The organism is Nocardiopsis sp. iso_237 (assembly GCF_056173345.1).
This window is the reverse complement of sequence record NZ_CM149669.1, coordinates 4,451,983-4,471,746: the sequence shown is the minus strand read 5'-3', so window position 1 is coordinate 4,471,746 and position 19,764 is coordinate 4,451,983. Positions and strand designations below refer to the sequence as shown.

The window sequence follows — 19,764 nt, the reverse complement described above, 5'->3', positions numbered from 1 at the left end:
GACATGAGGAGTGGATTTGATCGCGCTCACGCTCGATCGGATCGCTGAGATCACCCAAACCGCCATCGGCGGATCAGCGCGCCCCGACGCCGTCGTCGACGGCCCCGTCGTCATCGACTCCCGACAGGTGGCGCCAGGAGCGCTCTTCGTCGCCCTGAGCGGCGAGCGGGTCGACGGACACGACTTCGCCGCGTCCGCCGTGGCGGCCGGAGCCGTCGCGGTCCTGGCCTCGCGCCCGGTCGACGCCCCCCACCTGCTGGTGGACGGCGGCGACGACGAGGTCGTGACGGCCCTGGCCCGACTCGCCCGGCACGTGGCCATCGAACTCAGCGACCCCGCGCGCGGAACGGCCACCACGGAGGTCGTGGGGGTCACCGGCTCCTCCGGAAAGACCACCACCAAGGACCTCATCGCCCAGGTCGTCGGAGAACTGGGCCCCACCGTCGCCCCCGCGGGCTCGTTCAACAACGAGATCGGCCACCCGCTCACGGTGCTCCGCGCGGACACCGACACCAGGAACCTCGTGCTGGAGGTCGCCGCACGCGGGATCGGGCACATCGCCCACCTGTGCCGCGTCGCCCCGCCCCGGATCGGTGTCGTCCTCAACGTCGGCAGCGCCCACATGGGCGAGTTCGGCGGCCGCGACGCCATCGCCAAGGCCAAGGGCGAACTCGTGGAGTCCCTGCCGCCCGGCGGCGAACGGCGCGGTGAGGGCGGCGTGGCCGTCCTCAACGCCGACGACCCGCTCGTGCGCGCCATGCACTCCCGCACCGAGGCCCGCGTGGTGCTCTACGGCACCGCGGAGGACGCCCAGGTGCGCGCCACGGACATCGCCATCGGTACCGACGGCGCCCCGTCCTTCACCCTGAACCTGCGCGGCCGCACGGCCCCGGTCCGGTTGGGACTGGTCGGCGCCCACCAGGTCAGCAACGCGCTGGCCGCCGCGGCCGTCGCCGACGACCTCGGGATGGACATCGAAGACATCGCCGCCGCCCTGGGCGCGGCGACCCCGGTCAGCCGCTGGCGCATGGAGGTCACCGAACACCACGGTGTCACCCTCGTCAACGACGCCTACAACGCCAACCCCGAGTCGATGCGGGCGGCGCTGACCACCCTGGGCGCGCTCGCCCGGGACAGCCGGTCCATCGCGGTGCTCGCCCACATGGCCGAGCTCGGTGACGACGGCGGGGCCGAGCACGAGAACGTGGGTGAGCTCGCCGCCGAGACCGGGGTGGCCCACCTGGTCGTGGTCGGAGCGGCGGCCGAGGGGATCGCAGTCGGCGCCGAACGCGCCGCCCAGCAGGGGCGGTGGCGCGGTGAGAGCATCCGGGTTCCCGACGCGGAGGCGGCAGCCGACGCGGTGCGCGAACGGATGCGCACAGGAGACGTTGTCATTGTGAAGGGATCGCGCGTGGCTGCGCTCGAAAGGGTCATCGACCTCATCACCAAGGGTGATGTCCAGTGATCGGCATCACCATAGCGGCGGGGCTCTCGCTGATCATCTCCATGGTGCTGATGCCGCCGCTCATCAAGCTCCTGTACCGGTTCAAGTTCGGCCAGGAGGTCCGCGACGACGGACCCGAGGGCCACAAGACCAAGCAGGGCACGCCCACCATGGGCGGCATCGTGATCATCCTCGGCGCGGTGGTGGGCTACTTCGGCTCCCACCTGCTCCTCTGGGCGATCCAGCCGGCCGCCTCCGGGCCCACGGCCTCCGGCCTGCTCGTGATGTTCCTGTTCGTCGGCATGGGCTGTGTCGGCTTCCTGGACGACTTCATCAAGATCTACAAGCGCCGCAGCCTCGGTCTGCGCAGCGGCGCCAAGATGGTCGGCCAGGCCGTCATCGGCGTCGGCTTCGCCTACGGCGTCACCCAGTTCCCCAACGGCTACGGCTACACCCCCGCCGCCCCCCAGCTGTCGTTCCTCCGCGACTTCGGACCGCCGCTGATGATCGGCGTGTTCGTGATCTGGGCGCTGTTCCTCATCGTGGGCTTCTCCAACGCGGTGAACCTCACCGACGGCCTGGACGGTCTGGCCACCGGCGCGACCATCCTGTCGCTGGCCGCGTACGTCATCATCGGCAACTGGCAGCTGCGTCAGTCCTGCGTGGAGGCGCTCACCTCCAGCTGCTACACGGTCCGCGACCCCCTGGACCTGGCCGTGGTGGCCTCCGCCGTGCTCGGCTCGTGCATCGGCTTCCTGTGGTTCAACGCCCCGCCCGCCAAGATCTTCATGGGCGACACCGGGTCGCTGGCCCTGGGCGGCCTCATCGTGGGTCTGGCCATCACCACCCGCACGCAGCTCCTGCTGCTGCTCATCGGCGGCCTGTTCGTCATCATCACCATGTCCGTGATGATCCAGATCACCTCGTTCCGCCTCACCGGCAAACGGGTGTTCCGCATGGCGCCGCTCCAGCACCACTTCGAACTGAAGGGCTGGGCGGAGACCACCATCGTCATCCGGTTCTGGATCATCCAGGGCCTGTTCATGGCGATCGCCATCGGGCTCTTCTACCTGGAATGGATGCCAAGCTAGAGGCATGCCGCACCTCCATCCTTCCGACCCGTCCCGCACCGCCGCCCCCGCAGGGGGAGACGACCCCCTCGCGGGCGCTCGGGTCTGCGTCGCCGGTCTGGGTGTCTCCGGGCCCCCCGTCGCCAGGGCCCTCCTGGCCCGGGGTGCCCGGGTGGTCGTCGTCGACGGCCGCGACGACGACACCACCCGCCCTGTGGCCGCCGCACTGACCGAGGCCGGTGCCGAGGTCGTCCTGGGCGACACCCCGCTGCCCGAGGACTGCGACCTCGTGGTCACCTCGCCCGGCTGGCGTCCCGACTCCCCGCTCCTGCTCCGCGCCGCCGAGGCCGGAGTGGAGGTCATCGGGGACGTGGAGCTGGCCTGGCGGCTCAAGCCCGCCGACCAGGTGTGGCTCGCCATCACCGGCACCAACGGCAAGACCACCACCGTGCGCATGCTGGAGTCCATCCTGCGCGCGGACGGCCGCGACGCGCTCGCGGTGGGCAACGTCGGCACCCCGATCGTGGACGCGGTGCTGCCCGACGCCGACGGCCACGTGCACGACGTCCTCGCGGTGGAGCTGTCCAGCTTCCAGCTGCACTGGTCGAACAGCGTCCGCCCCCACGCCGCCACCGTCCTCAACGTCGCCCCCGACCACCTGGACTGGCACGGCGGACTGGAGCCCTACGCACGCGCCAAGGGCAGGGTGTTCGCCCGGGGCACGATCCGCGTGGTCAACACCGCCGACGCGTGGTCGGTCCGGCTGGCCGAGGAGGAGGGCGACCCGCACACCCCGGTGGTGGGCCTGCGCCTGGACACACCGCGCGCCGGTGAGCTCGGCGTGGTCGAGGACCTGCTGGTGGACCGCGCCTTCGTGGACGAGCCGAGCAGCGCCGAGGAGCTCGCCACCCTGGGCGACGTACGGCCGGCCGCGCCGCACAACGTCGCCAACGCCCTGGCCGCCGCGGCCCTGGCCCGTTCGCTGGGGGTCGCGCCCGCCTCGGTCCGGGCGGGGCTGACCGCCTTCGTGCCCGAACCCCACCGCATCGCGCACGTGGCCTCGGTCGCGGGCGTGGACTACGTGGACGACTCCAAGGCCACCAACCCGCACGCCGCCGCCGCGTCGCTGAACTCCTACGACTCGGTGGTGTGGATCGCGGGCGGCCTGCTCAAGGGGGCCGAGGTGGGCGGACTCGTCGCCGGGGCCGCCGCCCGTCTGCGCGGCGCGGTGCTGATCGGCGCCGACCGCGAGCGGATCCGCGAGGCCCTGGCCGAACACGCCCCGGAGGTCCCGGTGGTGGAGGTGGAGGGCCCCGAGCCCGACGCGCCCGCCGGGCACACGGTGATGGACGCGGTGGTCGCCCGGGCCGCCGCCCTGGCCGAGGAGGGCGACACGGTGCTGCTGGCCCCGGCCGCCGCCTCCATGGACATGTTCACCAACTACCCGGAGCGGGGCCGCTTCTTCGCCGAGGCCGTCCACCGCCTGTCCTGAGCGGCACCGGACACGGGCCGGGCGGAACGGCGGCCCGAAGCTGGCGCTGAGTCACCGGAGGCCACCCCTGCGTCATTTCGGACGTGCGGGTGGCCTCCTGTGTGTCGCGTGGCACCCCGCGCAGCGCCAAAGATGGCCAACACGCGGGAAATGTCCACGGTTCCCGACCCGCCGGTACGCAAGTATTGAGGCGCGAATCGTGCGGAGGGTGTGGATGGCGGCGACGACAACGGTTCCCGGGGTGTCCCGCACCCGGGAGCGCACGGCGGCCGGTGGCCGCGAACGGGGCGTCTGGCGTGAGTGGGCCCGGTCCCTGGACCGACCCCTCACCTCCTACTACCTGATCCTCAGTACCGCGGTGATGCTCATCTCCCTGGGCCTCGTCATGGTGCTGTCCTCGACGATGGTCAACTCCATCACCGAGACCGGCTCGGCCTTCTCCGTGGTCCAGCGCCAGATGGTGTCGGCCATGATCGGCCTGCCGCTCATGGTGATCGCCTCCCAGCTGCCCCTGTGGGTCTTCCGCATGGTCGGCTACCCGGCGATGATCCTGTCCGTGGCGCTGCTGCTGCTCACCGCGTTCCAGGGCACCGAGGTCAACGGCGCCATGCGGTGGCTGGAGATCGGCGGCCTGGTCATCCAGCCCTCCGAACCGGCCAAGCTCGCCTTCGCCCTGTGGGGCGCCAACATCCTGGCCCGCAAGGAGGAGCTGAAGGACCTCACCGAGTGGCGGCACCTGCTGATCCCGCTGGTGCCGGGCTGTGGTCTCCTCGTGCTCCTCGTGCTCCTGGGCTCGGACCTGTCCACGTCGCTGGTGCTGCTGCTCATCTTCCTGAGCCTGCTCTGGGTGGTGGGCGCGCCCGCGCGGCTCTTCGTGGTCATGTTCGGCCTGGTCCTGGGCCTGGCCGCGATCGTCATCGCGATCGAGCCCTTCCGCATGACCCGTATCGCCGTGTTCCTCGACCCCGAGTCGGACCCGAGCGGTTCCGGATTCCAGTCCCTGCACGGCCTGTACGCCCTGGGCACCGGGGGGCTCTTCGGGGTCGGTATCGGCGCCAGCCGTGAGAAGTGGGGTTTCCTGCCCTTCGCCGAGTCCGACTTCATCTTCGCCATCATCGGTGAGGAGTTCGGGCTCCTCGGCTCTCTGCTGGTCCTCGGCCTGTTCGGCATGCTGGGCTACGCCGGTCTGCGGGTGGCCTTCCGGGTGAAGGACCCGTTCTCCCGGCTCGCCGCCTTCGCCATCGTGACCTGGATCATCGGCCAGTCCATGATCAACATCGCGGCCGTCATCGGCCTGGTCCCCGTGACCGGCATCCCGCTGCCCCTCGTCTCCTACGGCGGCTCCGCGCTCATCCCGACGATGATCTCGCTCGGGGTGCTGCTCGCCATCGCCCGGAACGAGCCCGAGGCCCAGAAGGCCCTGGCCGCCCGGGGTCCCACTCGGGTCCAAAGGGCTCTAAGCTGGCTTGGCCTGGAGAACATCGTCGCTTCCGTCCGTAATCAGAGCGGTTCGACGCCCTCCAAGCGCACCACAGCGTCGCGCACCCCGCGCAAGTCGGGTGAGCGCGGCGCCAGGACTGGTGCCAAGACCACGGCCAAGAACAACAGCGGACCGGTCCCGGCGGGTGACCGGCCAAGGAGGAATCGGCGACGATGAGGGTAGCCCTCGCCGGAGGCGGCACGGCCGGGCATATCGAGCCCGCACTCTCCCTAGCGGACGCGCTGCGGCGCGTGGAACCCAACACGGAGATCCTCTGCCTGGGAACGGAGCGGGGTCTGGAGACCCGGCTGGTTCCCATGCGCGGCTACGAACTGGGCCTGATCCCGGCGGTTCCCCTGCCGCGCAGGCTCACCCCGCAACTGCTCACGGTCCCCGGCAAGCTGGCCGGTGCCCTCAGCGCGGCGGGTGAACAACTGGACAAGCTCCAGGCCGACGTCCTCGTCGGCTTCGGCGGCTACGTGGCCACCCCCGGCTACCTGGCGGCACGGCGCCGACGCATCCCCATCGTGGTGCACGAGGCCAACCCGCTCCCGGGCCTGGCCAACCGGCTCGGCGCGCGGCTCACCCCGCACGTGTTCACCGGACACCCGCACACCCAGATCCGCAACGGCCGGTTCATCGGTATCCCGCTGCGCCAGCAGATCACCTCGCTGGACCGGCTGGCCATGGGCGACAAGGCCCGCGCCTACTTCGGCCTCCGCCCCGACCTCCCCACCCTGCTGATCTTCGGCGGCTCCCAGGGCGCCCAGCGCATCAACGAGACCGCCTTCCAGGCCGCCGCGGCCTTCCGCCAGGCGGGCGTGCAGGTCCTGCACGTGGTCGGCCCCAAGAACGCCGACGAGCCCCGGGACCTCACCCAGGACGGCATCCCCTACGTCGCCGTCCCCTACGTGGACCGCATGGACATGGCCTACGCCGCCGCCGACGTGGCGATGTGCCGGTCCGGTGCCATGACCTGCGCCGAACTCACCGCCGTGGGCCTGCCCGGCGCCTTCGTGCCACTGGCCATCGGCAACGGTGAGCAGGCCCTGAACGCGGAACCGATCGTCCAGGCGGGCGGCGGCCTGATGGTCGACAACGCCGACGTCTCGGTCGAGTGGATCACCGGCCAGCTCATCCCGCTGCTCACCGACACCGACCGCGTCGTGGCCATGTCGGAGGCGGCCGCCCGGATGGGTCGCCGCGACGCCGACACCGAACTGGCCCGGGAGGTCCTCGCGATCGCCCGCGGCGACAAGCCCACCCCTGAGATGCAACTGTCCGACGACGACGGCGAAGACGCCTTCTACGACGACGGGAAGGACGCGCGATGAGCCTGGTCACACCGACCGACCCGGTCCCCGTCGACGAACTCGGCCGCACCCACTTCATCGGCCTGGGCGGGGCCGGCATGTCCGGCATCGCCCGCGTGCTGCTCCAGTCCGGGGTCGAGGTCTCGGGCAGCGACGCCCGTGACAGCGAGACCCTGCGCGAACTCGAGCAGATGGGCGCCCAGGTCTTCGTGGGCCACGCCGCCGAGAACCTGGGCAAGGCCGAGACGCTGGTGGTCTCCTCCGCCATCCGCGAGGACAACCCCGAACTCGCGGAGGCGCGCGCCCGAGGCATCCGCGTCCTGCCCCGGGCCGCAGCCCTGGGCGCCCTCCTGCTGGGCCGCGAGGGGATCGCGGTCTCGGGCACCCACGGCAAGACCACCACCACCTCCATGGTCACCGTGGTCCTCCAGCACCTGGGCGTCGACCCGGGGTACGTCATCGGCGGCAAGCTGGTCACCACCGGTCTGGGCGCGGACGCAGGTGTCGGAGAGGTCATCGCGGTGGAGGCGGACGAGAGCGACGGGTCCTTCCTGATGCTCTCGCCCAAGGTCGCCGTGGTCACCAACGTCGAGGCCGACCACCTGGACAACTACAGCGGCATCGACGAGATCCACGCGAACTTCGCGAACTTCGTCGACCGGGTGGAGCGCACCCTCATCGTCGGGATCGACGACCCGGGCGCCCGCACCGTCGCGGAGCTCGCCCGTGAGCGCGGCAAGAGGGTGCTCACCTACGGAGAGGCCGAGGACGCGGACTACCGGATCACCCGTATCCGCGCACGCGGCTTCACCACGGAGTTCACGCTCACCACCGCGGACGGCGAGCCGATCGACGGCACCCTGGCCGTCCCCGGGCGCCACAACGTCCTGAACGCGGCCGCGTCCGTGGCCGTGGCCGACGAGCTCGGCCACGACCTGGAGGTCGCGGTCGAGGGGATCGCGGACTTCGCGGGCGCCGCCCGCCGCTTCGAGCTCAAGGGCGAGGGCGACGGCGTGGGCGTCTACGACAGCTACGCCCACCACCCCACCGAGATCGACGCGGACCTGCGCGCCACGCGCGCCGCACTGCGCTCCTTCTCCGAGGACTCCGACGAGGAGATCCCCGAGGGCCGGGTCGTGGCCCTGTTCCAGCCGCACCTGTACAGCCGGACCCGGATCTTCGCGGAGGAGTTCGCCGCCGCCCTGAGCCTGGCCGACGAGGTCGTGGTGATGGAGGTCTACGCCGCCCGCGAGGACCCCGAGCCCGGGGTGACGGGGGAGCTCATCACCTCGAAGGTGTCCCACGACGGCGTCCGGTACGTGCCGGACCGCGCGGACGCCGTGCGCACGGTGGCCGCGCTGGCCCGCCCCGGGGACATCGTCCTCACCATGGGCGCCGGTGACGTCACCGAGCTGGGGCCGCTGATCGTGGAGGAGCTGGCGCGGAACGCCGAAGGTACCGAAACCAGCTAGAGGAGCACACACGTGGCCGCTGACCGCAACAGGGCGAAGACCACGGAACAGGACGAGGCGGGGCCCGAGGCCGCCGTCCGCAAGGGGTCGGACCCCTGGAAGGTCGCCTTCGCGGTCCTGCTCGTCGTGTCGCTGGTCTGCGTGGTCACGTGGGTGCTGCTCGGCTCCCGTCTGCTGGTGGTGCGCGACGTCGCGGTCACCGGTCTGGACCGGGTGCCGAAGGAGGAGGTGGTCGCGGCCGTGTCCGTCGAGACGGGCACACCCCTGATCCGGGTGGACCTGGATCAGGGCCGCGACCGCGCCGAGGGCCTCGACCTGGTCGAGTCCGCCGAGGTGAGCCGGGGCTGGCCCGCCACCCTCAGGGTGGAGGTGGTCGAGCGCCGTCCCCTGCTCGCCCTCCGGGTGGGGGAGGAGTACCGGCTCGTGGACGGCGACGGCGTACGGATCGAGGACTCCGCCACACGGCCTGGCACACACCCGCTGGTCCGGGTCACGGGGGAGATCGAGGGCAACACGGCGGTCCGGGCCGCCGCCGAGATCGTCGAGGAGGCCCCGGACTCCCTCATCGCGCAGATACAGCTGATCGACGCCACCGACACCGACGACATCACCATCGAACTCGGTGACGGCTCGGTCGTGGAGTGGGGTGACTCGCACGACACCGCCGGGAAGAGCGCGGTGCTGCGCGTGCTGATGCGCGAGCACCCGCCCGAGACGGGGCGTGTCTACGACGTCGGAACCCCCGATCTCGCCATCGTCCGGTGAAGCGGGCCCCAAGGAACGGGATGCTCGTAGAGGAGTCGGGTCAAGAGCCGCGAGTGGGGACAAGGGGTGCGAGTGGGAGCTCGACGCCGCGAACCGAATCCCTCGTGAGGACATTCCAGACGCGACGCGCCGAGTGCGCACTTCGCTTCCTCGCGTTATACGCCGTTAGGCTGAAGTCGTCACCGGTTGCCCGCACCCGACGGTCCGCTTACTGTCGGGAAGCACAACCAACGTCAACAACGCAGTAAGACACGCTTTCAGGGGTACACGGGAACCGTTCGAGAACGGTCTTCGGTGGCCCCGGGTCCCCCACACACGGTCGCCTCCGGGCGCTGTGCGCGGGTACCCGAAACGCACACTGTAGAACCGGATGCCGGACCGCCGGCGCACCCGTTGGCCCCAGGGCCAGCGGACGCGGAGACGGAACGGCGTAAGCGAGCGGAAAGGCCCCTCGTCGTGGCAGCACCGCAGAACTACCTCGCGGTCATCAAAGTCGTCGGTATCGGCGGCGGCGGTGTCAACGCCGTCAACCGAATGATCGAAGAGGGGCTCAAGGGCGTCGAGTTCATCGCGATCAATACCGATGCCCAAGCGCTGCTGATGAGCGACGCGGACGTCAAGCTCGACGTCGGCCGTGAGCTCACCCGTGGCCTTGGCGCAGGCGCCAACCCCGATGTCGGCCGCAAGGCCGCCGAGGACCACCGCGAGGAGATCGAGGAGGTCCTCAAGGGGGCCGACATGGTCTTCGTCACGGCTGGTGAGGGCGGTGGCACCGGCACGGGGGGAGCCCCGGTCGTCGCCAACATCGCCCGCTCCCTCGGGGCGCTCACCATCGGTGTGGTCACCCGCCCCTTCGGTTTCGAGGGCAAGCGGCGGGCGACCCAGGCCGAGTCGGGGATAGCGATGCTCCGTGAGGAGGTCGACACCCTCATCGTCATCCCGAACGACCGACTGCTGTCCATCTCGGACCGCCAGGTCAGCGTCCTGGACGCCTTCAAGGCGGCCGACCAGGTCCTGCTCTCCGGTGTCCAGGGCATCACCGACCTGATCACCACGCCGGGCCTGATCAACCTGGACTTCGCCGACGTCAAGTCGGTCATGTCCGGGGCCGGATCGGCGCTGATGGGGATCGGATCAGCGAGAGGCGACGACAGGGCCGTGGCAGCGGCCGAACTGGCGATCTCCTCACCACTGCTGGAAGCGAGCATCGACGGCGCCCACGGTGTGCTGCTGTCCATCCAGGGCGGCTCCGACCTCGGACTGTTCGAGATCAACGAGGCGGCACAGCTGGTCGCCAACTCGGCGGCGCCCGAGGCCAACATCATCTTCGGCGCCGTCATCGACGACGCCCTGGGTGACGAGGTCCGCGTCACCGTGATCGCGGCGGGATTCGACGAGCCCGAGGTGTCCGGCCCCGCCACGCGGGAGCGCCAGCAGGTGGACCCTCCTGAGGCCGTCGCCCCCACGGCAGGCATCACGTCCGGCAGGGAGGAGTCGTCCGCGAAGGCGACGCCCCCCGGCGCGGACGCGAGCGGGGCGCCGGCCACCAGCATGCCGTGGATCGCTCCGTCCCGCCCGGCCCAGCCGGTGCAGGAGGCTCCCCGGCCCGCCATGCCGCCGGTCCAGCCCGTCGTGACCCCGGAACCGGTCCGGCCCGAGCCCCAGCAGGCCCCGGCCGAGCCGGTCCAGGGCAACGGGCACCCGGCCCCGCACGGCGAGTCCGCGCCGGTCGAGCAGGAGCCGGTGCAGGCGGTCCAGGCTGAGGAGACCGTCGTCCCGGAGCCCGAGGCCGCCGAGCCGGAGGAGCAGGCGAACCACATCCACGCGGTCTCGGAGGCCTCCGAGCGCCGCAGCGAGGTTCCCACGCCCCGTCGCCGGGTCATCTTCGACGACCCCGACGACCTGGACGTCCCGGAGTTCCTCAAGTAGTCCCGCACCACCCCGGTACCATCGACGTGTCAGCGGCCCCGACCGATCTGCGGCGGGGCCGTCGCCGCCCTCGGTGGGGCGCGGCGGAGGACGGCGGGGGCGAACCGCCCGCCGTCACTCCTCCGTCCACGGGGCAGAGGGAAGGACCACGTCGGACCGATGGGCAACGTCATCGACCTGGGGCACGGTGTCCGTGCCGCCGTCACCGAACGCAAGGGCGGCGTGAGTCGGCCGCCGTTCGACTCGCTCAACCTCGGGCTGGGGACCGGTGACACCCGGGAGGCGGTCACCGCCAACCGCCGACGCGCCGCCGAGGAGTTCGGGTTCGACGTCGACCGCGTCGTCTGGATGAACCAGGTGCACAGCGCCGACGTGCTCGTGGCGACCGAACCCGGCGGGGTCGGTACCTGCGACGGCGTGGTCACCACCCGGTCGGACCTGGTCCTGGCCTCGATGGCCGCCGACTGCCTGCCGGTGCTCGCCGCCGACGCCCGCGCCGGGGTGCTGGGGGCGGCCCACTCGGGCCGTCTGGGCACCGCGAACGGGGTCGCCGCCAACCTGGTCGACACGATGGCCGCCCAGGGCGCCACCCCCGCGCACACCACCGTCTTCCTCGGCCCCGCCATCTGCGGCAGCTGCTACGAGGTCCCGCCCGAGCTCCAGGCCCAGACCGCCGCGCTCACCCCCGAGGCCGCCTCCACGACACGCCAGGGCACCACGGGCGTGGACATGGTCGCCGCCGTCACCGCCCAGCTGCGCCGGGCGGGCGTCACCGACATCGTCACCGACGGCCGCTGCACCCTGGAGAGCCCCGAACTCTTCTCCCATCGGGGCGACGCGCCCACCGGCCGGTTCGCCTCCTTCCTCTGGCGCACCTGACCTCCGACCCGCCCGACCGGGCCGCTCCTCGCGGCCGGTTCCGGTCACGCGCCGCCCCACCGACACCAGAAGGAACGAACGACCGTGTCACAGACCGACCCCGAGCGCACCGAGCAGATCCGCGCCAACCTCACGGCCGCGCGGGCCAGGATCGAGGCGGCCTGCCACAGGGCCGACCGCGACCCCTCGGAGGTGTCGCTGATCGGCGTGACCAAGACCTATCCCGCCAGTGATGTGCGCATTCTCGCCTCGCTCGGTGTCAACGACGTGGGGGAGAACCGCGACCAGGAGGCGGCCCCGAAGGCGGCGGACACCGCCGACCTCGGCCTGACCTGGCACTTCGTCGGCCAGCTCCAGACCAACAAGGCGCGTTCCGTGGCCTCCTACGCCGACGTGGTGCACTCGGTGGACCGGGCGAAGCTGGCCAGGGCCCTGGGGGACCGGGCCGCGGCCGCCGAACGGCGCCTGACCTGTCTGGTCCAGGTCAACCTGGACGCCGACTCCCAGGCGGGGGTGATCGGCCCGCGCGGAGGTGTGGACCCCGCCGACGCGCCGACGCTCGCGGAGAGTATCGACGAGCACGAGGCGCTCACTCTCGGAGGGGTCATGGCGGTGGCGCCGCTCGGGGGCGACCCCGACGCGGCCTTCGCGGTCCTCGACGAGGTGGCGGGGCGGATTCGGGATCGCTACCCTCAGGCAACGGTGGTCTCCGCGGGGATGAGCGGGGACCTGGAGGCCGCGATCGCAAGAGGCGCGACACACCTGCGACTCGGCACGGCGTTGCTTGGCGCTCGGGGACCGATCGTGGGGTAATGTCCCCACATAGACCTTGGGGCCCGTCTGTGGCGTTCGCCCGAATGGACGAACACCCCGTTGAGGCGGGGCGCAGGGGCCGGAAACGACGGAGGAGTCGGCTGCGGTGAGAACGCCGCGGGGACGACGGAGGACATGAGATGGCCGGCGCGATGCGCAAGATGGCGGTCTACCTCGGCCTCGTGGAGGACGACCGTTACGATCACCGCTATGCGGACGAATATGATGAGTTCGACGATTTCGACGAGGGCGTGGAGGAGCAGCGTGACCGCGACGCCGACACTCCGCGAGGCGAGGAAACACGAGGCGACGCTGTGACGGACACCGGCGACTACCTGGGAACGGGTGAACGGCGCGGTGGAACGACCACGACAGCCTCAACCGCCGACCTCGCTCGGATCACCACGCTCCATCCACGCACCTACAACGAGGCGCGTACGATCGGAGAGCACTTCCGGGAAGGTACACCGGTGATCATGAACCTGACCGAGATGGTCGACAGCGACGCCAAGCGTCTGGTCGACTTCGCGGCTGGTCTGATCTTCGGTCTCCATGGCAGTATCGAACGCGTGACCAACAAGGTGTTCCTGCTGTCCCCGGCCAACGTCGAGGTGACCGCCGAAGACAAGGCGCGGATCGCCGAGCGAGGGTTCTTCAATCAGAGCTAGATCATCACATTTGTCCAGAGATTGGGTCGGGGAACGACCGTGAGTATGGTCCTGTACGTGCTGCTGCTTCTGCTTCAGCTGTTTGTCTTCGTGCTGATAGCGCGGGTGGTGTTGGAGATGGTGATGTCCTTCTCCAGGACCTGGCGGCCTACCGGCTTCGTGCTCGTGCTCGCTGAGATCGTGTACACGATCACCGACCCGCCACTGAGGTTCCTACGCAGGTTCATCAAGCCGATCCGGCTGGGAAGCGTCGCACTCGACCTGAGTGTGCTGATTCTCTTCTTCGCCGTGATCATCCTTCAGAGCATTCTGAGGGGCATGATGGCAAGCTTCGCGTAGGGGAACGCGGGCGGAAAAGACGCCCCGGATTCCGATATGTGGTCTTGGTCATGATCTGGATTGCCGTAAGGTCACGATCAGGTAGCGTCCCTACGGACAGACTCCAAGCGCGCCAAGGAGACGAACATGCCGCTGACACCCGCTGATGTGCGGAACAAGCAGTTCAGTACCACCCGGCTCCGGCCGGGGTACGACGAAGAAGAGGTCGACGCCTTTCTCGACGAGGTCGAGTCCGAGCTGGACCGACTCATCCAGGAGAACGAGGAACTGCGCGGCAAGCTGGCCGAGTGCCTGAGGGGCAAGGTCCCCAACGCCGGTATGCAGGACTTCCAGCAGCAGGAGCAGGCCCCTGAGGCCCCGCAGCAGATGGAGCAGATGCGCCCGGAGCCCGTCCAGGCGCAGCAGCCCGTCGAGCCGCAGCCCCAGCCGCCCGCGCCGCAGCCGCAGATGGGCATGACCGGCGCCAACCTGGCCATGGGTGGCGAGGAGAACATGGACACGGCCGCCCGCGTCCTGGCCCTCGCCCAGCAGACCGCCGACCAGGCGATCTCCGACGCCCGCCGTGAGGCGGACGAGACCCTCGGCCGCGCCCGCCACGAGTCCGAGGACATCCTCGGCAAGGCGCGCCGCCAGGCCGACCAGATCATCGGTGAGGCCCGGGCCCGCTCCGAGAACCTCGACCGTGACGCGCAGGAGCGCCACCGTCAGGTCATGGGCAGCCTGGTCCAGCAGCGCGAGGAGCTGGAGCACAAGGTCAACGTGCTCAAGGACTTCGAGCGCGAGTACCGCAGCCGCCTGAAGGACTACTTCGAGCGTCAGCTGCGTGAGCTCAACGAGGAGGGCAAGTCCATCGAGCCCAACCCGAACACCACGGGTGGGTTCCAGACGATGGCCCCCCAGTCCGGTGGGACCCCCGCGCTCCAGCAGCACGGCCCCGGCGGTAACCCGTTCGGTCAGCCCGAGCCCGCCCAGCACGGTGGTTTCCACCCGGGCGAGGCCCCGCACGAGCGTCGCTGACCTGTCAGCGGCTGCGGCTCCGAACAACTGAAAACTCCGGCTCCACACGTGTAAAGGCCCTGGTCGACCCGTGATCCTTAGCCTCCTCGCCACCGTGGCGGTACTGGCGGCCCTTGTCGTCATCGCGGCAGCCCTGGCACTCGCTGAGCCCACCCTGGTGTACATCGCCCTGGGACTCGGCGGGTTGAGCGTCCTCCTGTTGTTGGGCGCTCTGGTCCAGGGACGACGGTTCGGCGGGAGCGGATCGGACACGGCACGGACGGACGGTTTGGGGAAGTCGTCCGTCCCCGTGGTGGCCGCCTCGACAGCGGTCGGCACGGTACCGGGCACACAGTGGGAACCGGAGCACTCCGGGCGCGTACCCGCACCGGCTCAGCAGCCGGTGCGGGAATCCGCCGTTACGGAGCCCCCCGTGTCCCCGGGGCACGAGGTCGACGCGTCGCGTGTGACGTCGGCCGAGGAGAACGAAGAGGAAGCGGAGTTCGAGGTTCCCCGCTGGCAGACCCCCACCATGGGGAGCTGGCCGGATCCGGCTGTCGGGCCGGACGCCGCGCCGAAGCCGGAAGAGGACTCCGAGAGGGCCGAGACCGTCCCCGAACCCGACGGCTCGGACGAACCCCCGCAGGAGGGGGAGACCCCCGCGAGGGAGGCACTCCACGAGGACGCGCCGGTCCCGACCGAGGTCGAGGCGGCGCCGGAGCCCGTGGTCGCCGAGGAGCACCCCCGTGAGGCCGTGGCCGAGGCCGAGCCCGCCACGGAGCCCGAGAGGGAGGCGGTCGAGGAGACCGCCGTCAACGAGACTTCCGCCGGGGAGGCCGCGTCGCCTCCCGTGAGCGATGACGACGCACGGGCGGAGGAGCAGGTCCGGGAGGACCGGGCCCCCGTCGAGGACGAGGAAGCGGCCGTCGCCTACGCCGCCCTCCTCGACACGCGGGACGAGTACGTCGAGCCCGACCCGAACACACCGGTCGACGAGACCGACGCGACGCCGGAGAGACCCCACGAGGACGGGGCCGAGCCCGTTCACGAGGAGTCCGACGAGGTCCGAGCCGAGGCGGCGGACGCCCCCGAGGAGTCCACCGCGGTTCCGGGCACCTCCGACGAGGCCGAGCCGGTCCACGCGGAGTCCGAGGAGGACCTCCCCGAGATCTCGCACGAGACCGACGCCGAGGCGGCGGACGCCCCCGAGGAGTCCACAGTGGTTCCGGGCACCTCCGACGAGGCCGAGGACGCCCCGGCAGCGGACACCCGGGTCGACGAGTCCGACACGGAGCCCGCGGCCCTCCACGAGGACGGGGCCGAGCCCGTCGGGGAGGGATCCGATGAGGACACCCGCGCCGAGGAGCCCGAGAAGGCCGCTGCCGCCGAGCCCACCGAGGTCTCCGAACAGGCACAGGACCGGGCCGAAGGCTCCGAGGCCGCCAGGGAACGGGACTCCTCCTACAGCGCCTGACCCCCGGAACACGTAAGGGCCCCGCTCGGTGAGCGGGGCCCTTCGTCGTCCCTGGGACGTGACGGGTCAGGCGCGGCGGAAGGCGAAGACCACGTCGAACTCGTCCGACTCCGCCGAGTGCGGGGCGTCCTCGGACACACCGGCCACGAAGGCGTCGGCGAGCACCTCACCGGCGATCAGCGACCCGTGCTCGGTGAGCGCCTGCCGGATCGACTCGTCATCCGTCGTCCACCACACGTGGATGCGGTCCGAGACGTCCAGACCGCTGTTCTTGCGGGCCTCCTGGAGCATCCGGACCATCTCGCGGGCCAGACCGGCACGGCGCAGCTCCGGGGTCAGCTCCAGGTCCAGGGCCACGGTCTCACCGCCCTCGGAGGCCACCGCCCAGCCCTCACGGGGCTGCTCGGTCACCAGCACCTCGTCGGCGCTGACCTCGACCGGCTCGTCCTCGACCCGCACCTGCGCCCAACCGCTGTCGCGGACCTGAGCGACCAGGGCGGCCGGGTCGGCGGCCTGGATGGCCTTGGCCACCAGCGGCGTGCGCTTGGCGAACCGCTTGCCCAGAGCGCGGAAGTTCGGCTTGACCACGTAGTCCACGAGGTCGCCGCCGACCGACGACAGCGCGTCCAGTCCGGCCACGTTGAGCTCCTCGGCGACCTGGGCGCGCAGCTGCTCCGGCAGGTCCGCGAAGCCCGGGGCGCCCACCAGGGCGCGGGCCAGCGGCTGGCGGGTGCGCATCGCGGAGTCGACCCGCGCGGAACGGCCCAGCTCCACCAGACGGCGGGTGAGCGCCATGTTCCTGGACAGCTCGGGGTCGATCAGGTCCTCGTTCACCTGCGGCCAGGAGGCCAGGTGGACGGACTCGGCGGCCTCCGGGCGGCGCAGCGCCGACCACACGTGGTCGGTCAGGAACGGGACGATCGGCGCCATCAGCAGGGTGACGGTCTCCAGGGCCTCGAACAGCGTCGCGAACGCGGACGCGCCCTCCGGGGTGTCGGCCCCGCCCCAGAACCGGCGGCGGGAGCGGCGCACGTACCAGTTGGAGACGTCGTCCACGAAGGCGGTCAGGCGGCGCCCGGCCCCGGTCGTGTCGAACTCCTCCATCGCCCTGGTGACGTCCCGGACGACCTCGTTCAGCTCGGACAGCAGCCAGCGGTCCAGCACCGGGCGGTCCTGCGGTGCGGGAGCGTCCGCCAGCTTCGAGTGGTCCCAGCCCTCACCGGCGTTGGCGTACAGGGTGAGGAACGACGTGGTGCTGTAGTAGGTCAGCAGCACCTTCCGGACGATCTCCTCCAGGGCGGCGTGGCCGACCCGCCGGGCGGTCCACGGCGAGCCGCTGGCCAGCATGAACCAGCGCAGGGCGTCGGCGCCGTGCCGGTCCATGACCGCGATGGGCTCCATGACGTTGCCCAGGTGCTTGCTCATCTTGCGGCCGTCCTCGGCCAGGATGTGGCCGAGCACCACCACGTTCTCGAACGAGTTGCGGCCGAACACCAGGGTGCTCACCGCGAGCAGGGAGTAGAACCAGCCGCGGGTCTGGTCGATCGCCTCGGAGATGTACTGCGCGGGGAAGTTCTCCTCGAACGTCTCCTTGTTCTGGTGCGGTGCGCCCCACTGGGCGAACGGCATGGAACCGGAGTCGAACCAGGCGTCGATGACCTCGGGCACGCGGCGGGCGACCCGCTCCTCCTCGGGCAGGGACGGGTCCGCGTCGGGGTCGGGGATGACGACGTCGTCGACGTAGGGGCGGTGCGGGTCCAGGTTGGACAGGTCCTGGCCGCTGAGCTCGCTCAGCTCCTCCAGGGATCCCACGCAGATCTGGCGGCCGTCGGGGAACTCCCAGATCGGCAGCGGGGTGCCCCAGTAGCGGTTGCGGGACAGCGCCCAGTCGACGTTGCCGCGCAGCCACTCCCCGAAGCGGCCCTCCTTGACGTTCTCCGGCACCCAGTTGGTGCGGTCGTTCTGCGCGAGGAGTTCGTCCTTGACGGCGGTCGTGCGGATGTACCAGGACGGGACCGCGTAGTAGAGCAACGCGGTGTGGCAGCGCCAGCAGTGCGGGTAGGAGTGCTCGTAGTTCAGGTGGCGGAAGAGCAGGCCGCGGTCCTTGAGGTCCCGGACCAGCGTCTTGTCGGCCTCCTTGAAGAACACCCCGCCCACGAGGGGGAGGTCGGCCTCGAAGGTGCCGTCCGGGCGGACCGGGTTGACCACGGGCAGGCCGTAGGAGCGGCACACCAGCATGTCGTCGGCGCCGAAGGCGGGGGACTGGTGGACCAGACCGGTGCCGTCCTCGACGGTGACGTAGTCCGCGAGCACCACGTAGTGCGCGGGCTCGTCGAAGGGAACGAGGTCGAAGGGGCGCTGGTAGGTCCACCGCTCCATCTCGTCGCCCTCGAAGCTCTCACCGGTGAGCTCCCAGCCCTCTCCGAGGACCTTCTCGAACAGCGGTTCCGCGACCACGAGCCGCTCGTCGCCGTTGGTGGCCACCACGTACCGGACGTCCGGGTGCACGGCCACGGCGGTGTTGGACACCAGGGTCCACGGGGTCGTGGTCCACACCAGCAGCGAGGTGGGGTGCTCGGGGGCGGCCAGCGGTCCCGAGGTGATGGGGAAGCGCACGTACACCGACGGGTCGGTGACGGTCTCGTAGCCCTGGGCCAGCTCGTGGTCGGAGAGCGTCGTGCCGCAGCGGGGGCAGTAGGGGCTGATCCGGTAGTCGCGGACCAGCAGTTCCCGGTCCCAGATCTGCTTGAGCGCCCACCAGACGGACTCCACGTACTGCGGGTCCATGGTGCGGTAGGCGTCGTCCATGTTGACCCAGTAGCCCATGCGCTCGGTCATGGACGTGAACGCGTCCACGTTGCGCAGGACGGACTCGCGGCAGCGCTGGTTGAACTCGGCGATGCCGAAGGCCTCGATGTCCTTCTTGCCGCTCAGGCCGAGTTCCTTCTCCACGGCGACCTCGACCGGCAGGCCGTGGCAGTCCCAGCCGGCCTTGCGGTCCACGTGGTAGCCGCGCATGGTGCGGAAGCGGGGGAAGACGTCCTTGAAGGCGCGGGCCTCGACGTGGTGCACGCCGGGCTGGCCGTTCGCGGTGGGCGGGCCCTCGTAGAACACCCAGTTCTCGTTGCCGCGCGTCTGGTCGAGCGAGCGCTGGAAGACGTTCTCCTTCGACCAGCGGCCGAGGATCTCGCGCTCCGTCGCGGGCAGGTCGATCTGAGCGGGCAGCTGGGGCAGCGCGCGGGATTCGGGCCGGGGGTCGTCGGTCACCGTCGTACCTTTCTCCATCAGGGGTGTTCCTGACGGAGGGACGAGGCGGAGCCCCGCGGTACCACCCTCCTTGGAGCCGCGTCCGAGTCCGCTGGGCGGGTCGGTGGCGGGTCCCACTTCGTTGGGTTCGTGCCGGTTCTACTGGGGTGCGCGCGGTCGCGCGGCCCGTTCTTCCGGCGGCTCCGGGGTGATCTTCGCGCTGGTCGTTGCCCCCGGGCTCACACCGTCCCCGGGTCGCTTGGCCGGTCCAGCCCCCTCTAGGCTGTGTCCGTCCGGTCGGGGCCAGCGTTACTCGTCCCCATCGACACGACTTCAGGATAACGCAGTGCGGCCAGGCGCGCCGCGCTTTAGGTGGGGGTGCGG

15 protein-coding genes are annotated in these 19,764 nt (G+C 70.8%); 14 read left to right on the top strand and 1 reads right to left on the bottom strand.

What is annotated here, in order from left to right; translation table 11 throughout:
• Nucleotides 1-16 precede the first annotated feature (16 nt).
• The 14 genes from AC0VYM_RS20350 to AC0VYM_RS20285 all read left to right on the top strand — a co-directional run bounded on the left by AC0VYM_RS20350 (nucleotide 17) and on the right by AC0VYM_RS20285 (nucleotide 16,134).
• The gene (locus tag AC0VYM_RS20350) at nucleotides 17-1,465 is read left to right on the top strand and encodes a UDP-N-acetylmuramoyl-tripeptide--D-alanyl-D-alanine ligase (protein WP_475454545.1); all 1,449 of its coding nucleotides are present in this window, start codon (nucleotides 17-19) and stop codon (nucleotides 1,463-1,465) included.
• Complete coding sequence (mraY, locus tag AC0VYM_RS20345; protein WP_017544493.1) at nucleotides 1,462-2,535, top strand: phospho-N-acetylmuramoyl-pentapeptide-transferase; 1,074 nt, start codon at nucleotides 1,462-1,464, stop codon at nucleotides 2,533-2,535. Before AC0VYM_RS20350 ends, mraY begins: the two co-directional genes overlap by 4 nt.
• A 4-nt stretch (nucleotides 2,536-2,539) precedes the next feature.
• Nucleotides 2,540-4,006 (top strand): UDP-N-acetylmuramoyl-L-alanine--D-glutamate ligase, encoded by a 1,467-nt coding sequence (gene murD / locus AC0VYM_RS20340; protein WP_475454543.1) that lies wholly within the window; start codon nucleotides 2,540-2,542, stop codon nucleotides 4,004-4,006.
• Nucleotides 4,007-4,220: 214 nt separating this feature from the next.
• Nucleotides 4,221-5,663 (top strand): putative lipid II flippase FtsW, encoded by a 1,443-nt coding sequence (gene ftsW, locus AC0VYM_RS20335; RefSeq protein ID WP_475454541.1) that lies wholly within the window; start codon nucleotides 4,221-4,223, stop codon nucleotides 5,661-5,663.
• Nucleotides 5,660-6,820 carry an undecaprenyldiphospho-muramoylpentapeptide beta-N-acetylglucosaminyltransferase gene (gene murG, locus AC0VYM_RS20330; protein ID WP_475454539.1) on the top strand — a complete coding sequence of 387 codons (1,161 nt, stop codon included), beginning with the start codon at nucleotides 5,660-5,662 and terminating at the stop codon, nucleotides 6,818-6,820. Before ftsW ends, murG begins: the two co-directional genes overlap by 4 nt.
• Complete coding sequence (gene murC / locus AC0VYM_RS20325; protein WP_475454537.1) at nucleotides 6,817-8,271, top strand: UDP-N-acetylmuramate--L-alanine ligase; 1,455 nt, start codon at nucleotides 6,817-6,819, stop codon at nucleotides 8,269-8,271. The genes murG and murC overlap by 4 nt, the downstream gene beginning before the upstream one ends.
• Before the next feature lie 12 nt (nucleotides 8,272-8,283).
• Complete coding sequence (locus tag AC0VYM_RS20320) at nucleotides 8,284-9,036, top strand: cell division protein FtsQ/DivIB (protein ID WP_475454535.1); 753 nt, start codon at nucleotides 8,284-8,286, stop codon at nucleotides 9,034-9,036.
• A 456-nt stretch (nucleotides 9,037-9,492) separates the two neighbouring features.
• Nucleotides 9,493-10,965 (top strand): cell division protein FtsZ, encoded by a 1,473-nt coding sequence (gene ftsZ, locus AC0VYM_RS20315; RefSeq protein WP_475454533.1) that lies wholly within the window; start codon nucleotides 9,493-9,495, stop codon nucleotides 10,963-10,965.
• Nucleotides 10,966-11,124: 159 nt separating this feature from the next.
• The gene (gene pgeF, locus AC0VYM_RS20310) at nucleotides 11,125-11,844 is read left to right on the top strand and encodes a peptidoglycan editing factor PgeF (protein WP_475454531.1); all 720 of its coding nucleotides are present in this window, start codon (nucleotides 11,125-11,127) and stop codon (nucleotides 11,842-11,844) included.
• A gap of 84 nt (nucleotides 11,845-11,928) precedes the next feature.
• Nucleotides 11,929-12,657, top strand: coding sequence for a YggS family pyridoxal phosphate-dependent enzyme (locus AC0VYM_RS20305; protein WP_475454529.1), 729 nt, complete (start codon nucleotides 11,929-11,931; stop codon nucleotides 12,655-12,657).
• Between the two features lie 140 nt (nucleotides 12,658-12,797).
• Complete coding sequence (locus AC0VYM_RS20300) at nucleotides 12,798-13,325, top strand: cell division protein SepF (protein ID WP_017544502.1); 528 nt, start codon at nucleotides 12,798-12,800, stop codon at nucleotides 13,323-13,325.
• Between the two features lie 39 nt (nucleotides 13,326-13,364).
• Nucleotides 13,365-13,664: a YggT family protein gene (locus tag AC0VYM_RS20295; RefSeq protein ID WP_378741403.1), complete on the top strand. Its 300-nt coding sequence runs from the start codon at nucleotides 13,365-13,367 to the stop codon at nucleotides 13,662-13,664.
• Nucleotides 13,665-13,790: 126 nt separating this feature from the next.
• Complete coding sequence (locus AC0VYM_RS20290; RefSeq protein ID WP_475454526.1) at nucleotides 13,791-14,681, top strand: DivIVA domain-containing protein; 891 nt, start codon at nucleotides 13,791-13,793, stop codon at nucleotides 14,679-14,681.
• A 70-nt stretch (nucleotides 14,682-14,751) separates the two neighbouring features.
• Nucleotides 14,752-16,134: a hypothetical protein gene (locus tag AC0VYM_RS20285; protein WP_475454524.1), complete on the top strand. Its 1,383-nt coding sequence runs from the start codon at nucleotides 14,752-14,754 to the stop codon at nucleotides 16,132-16,134.
• Between the two features lie 66 nt (nucleotides 16,135-16,200).
• Here AC0VYM_RS20285 and ileS read toward each other — a convergent pair whose 3' ends face one another.
• Nucleotides 16,201-19,401, bottom strand: a complete 3,201-nt coding sequence (gene ileS / locus AC0VYM_RS20280; protein WP_475463133.1) for an isoleucine--tRNA ligase — start codon at nucleotides 19,399-19,401, stop codon at nucleotides 16,201-16,203.
• Nucleotides 19,402-19,764 lie beyond the last annotated feature (363 nt).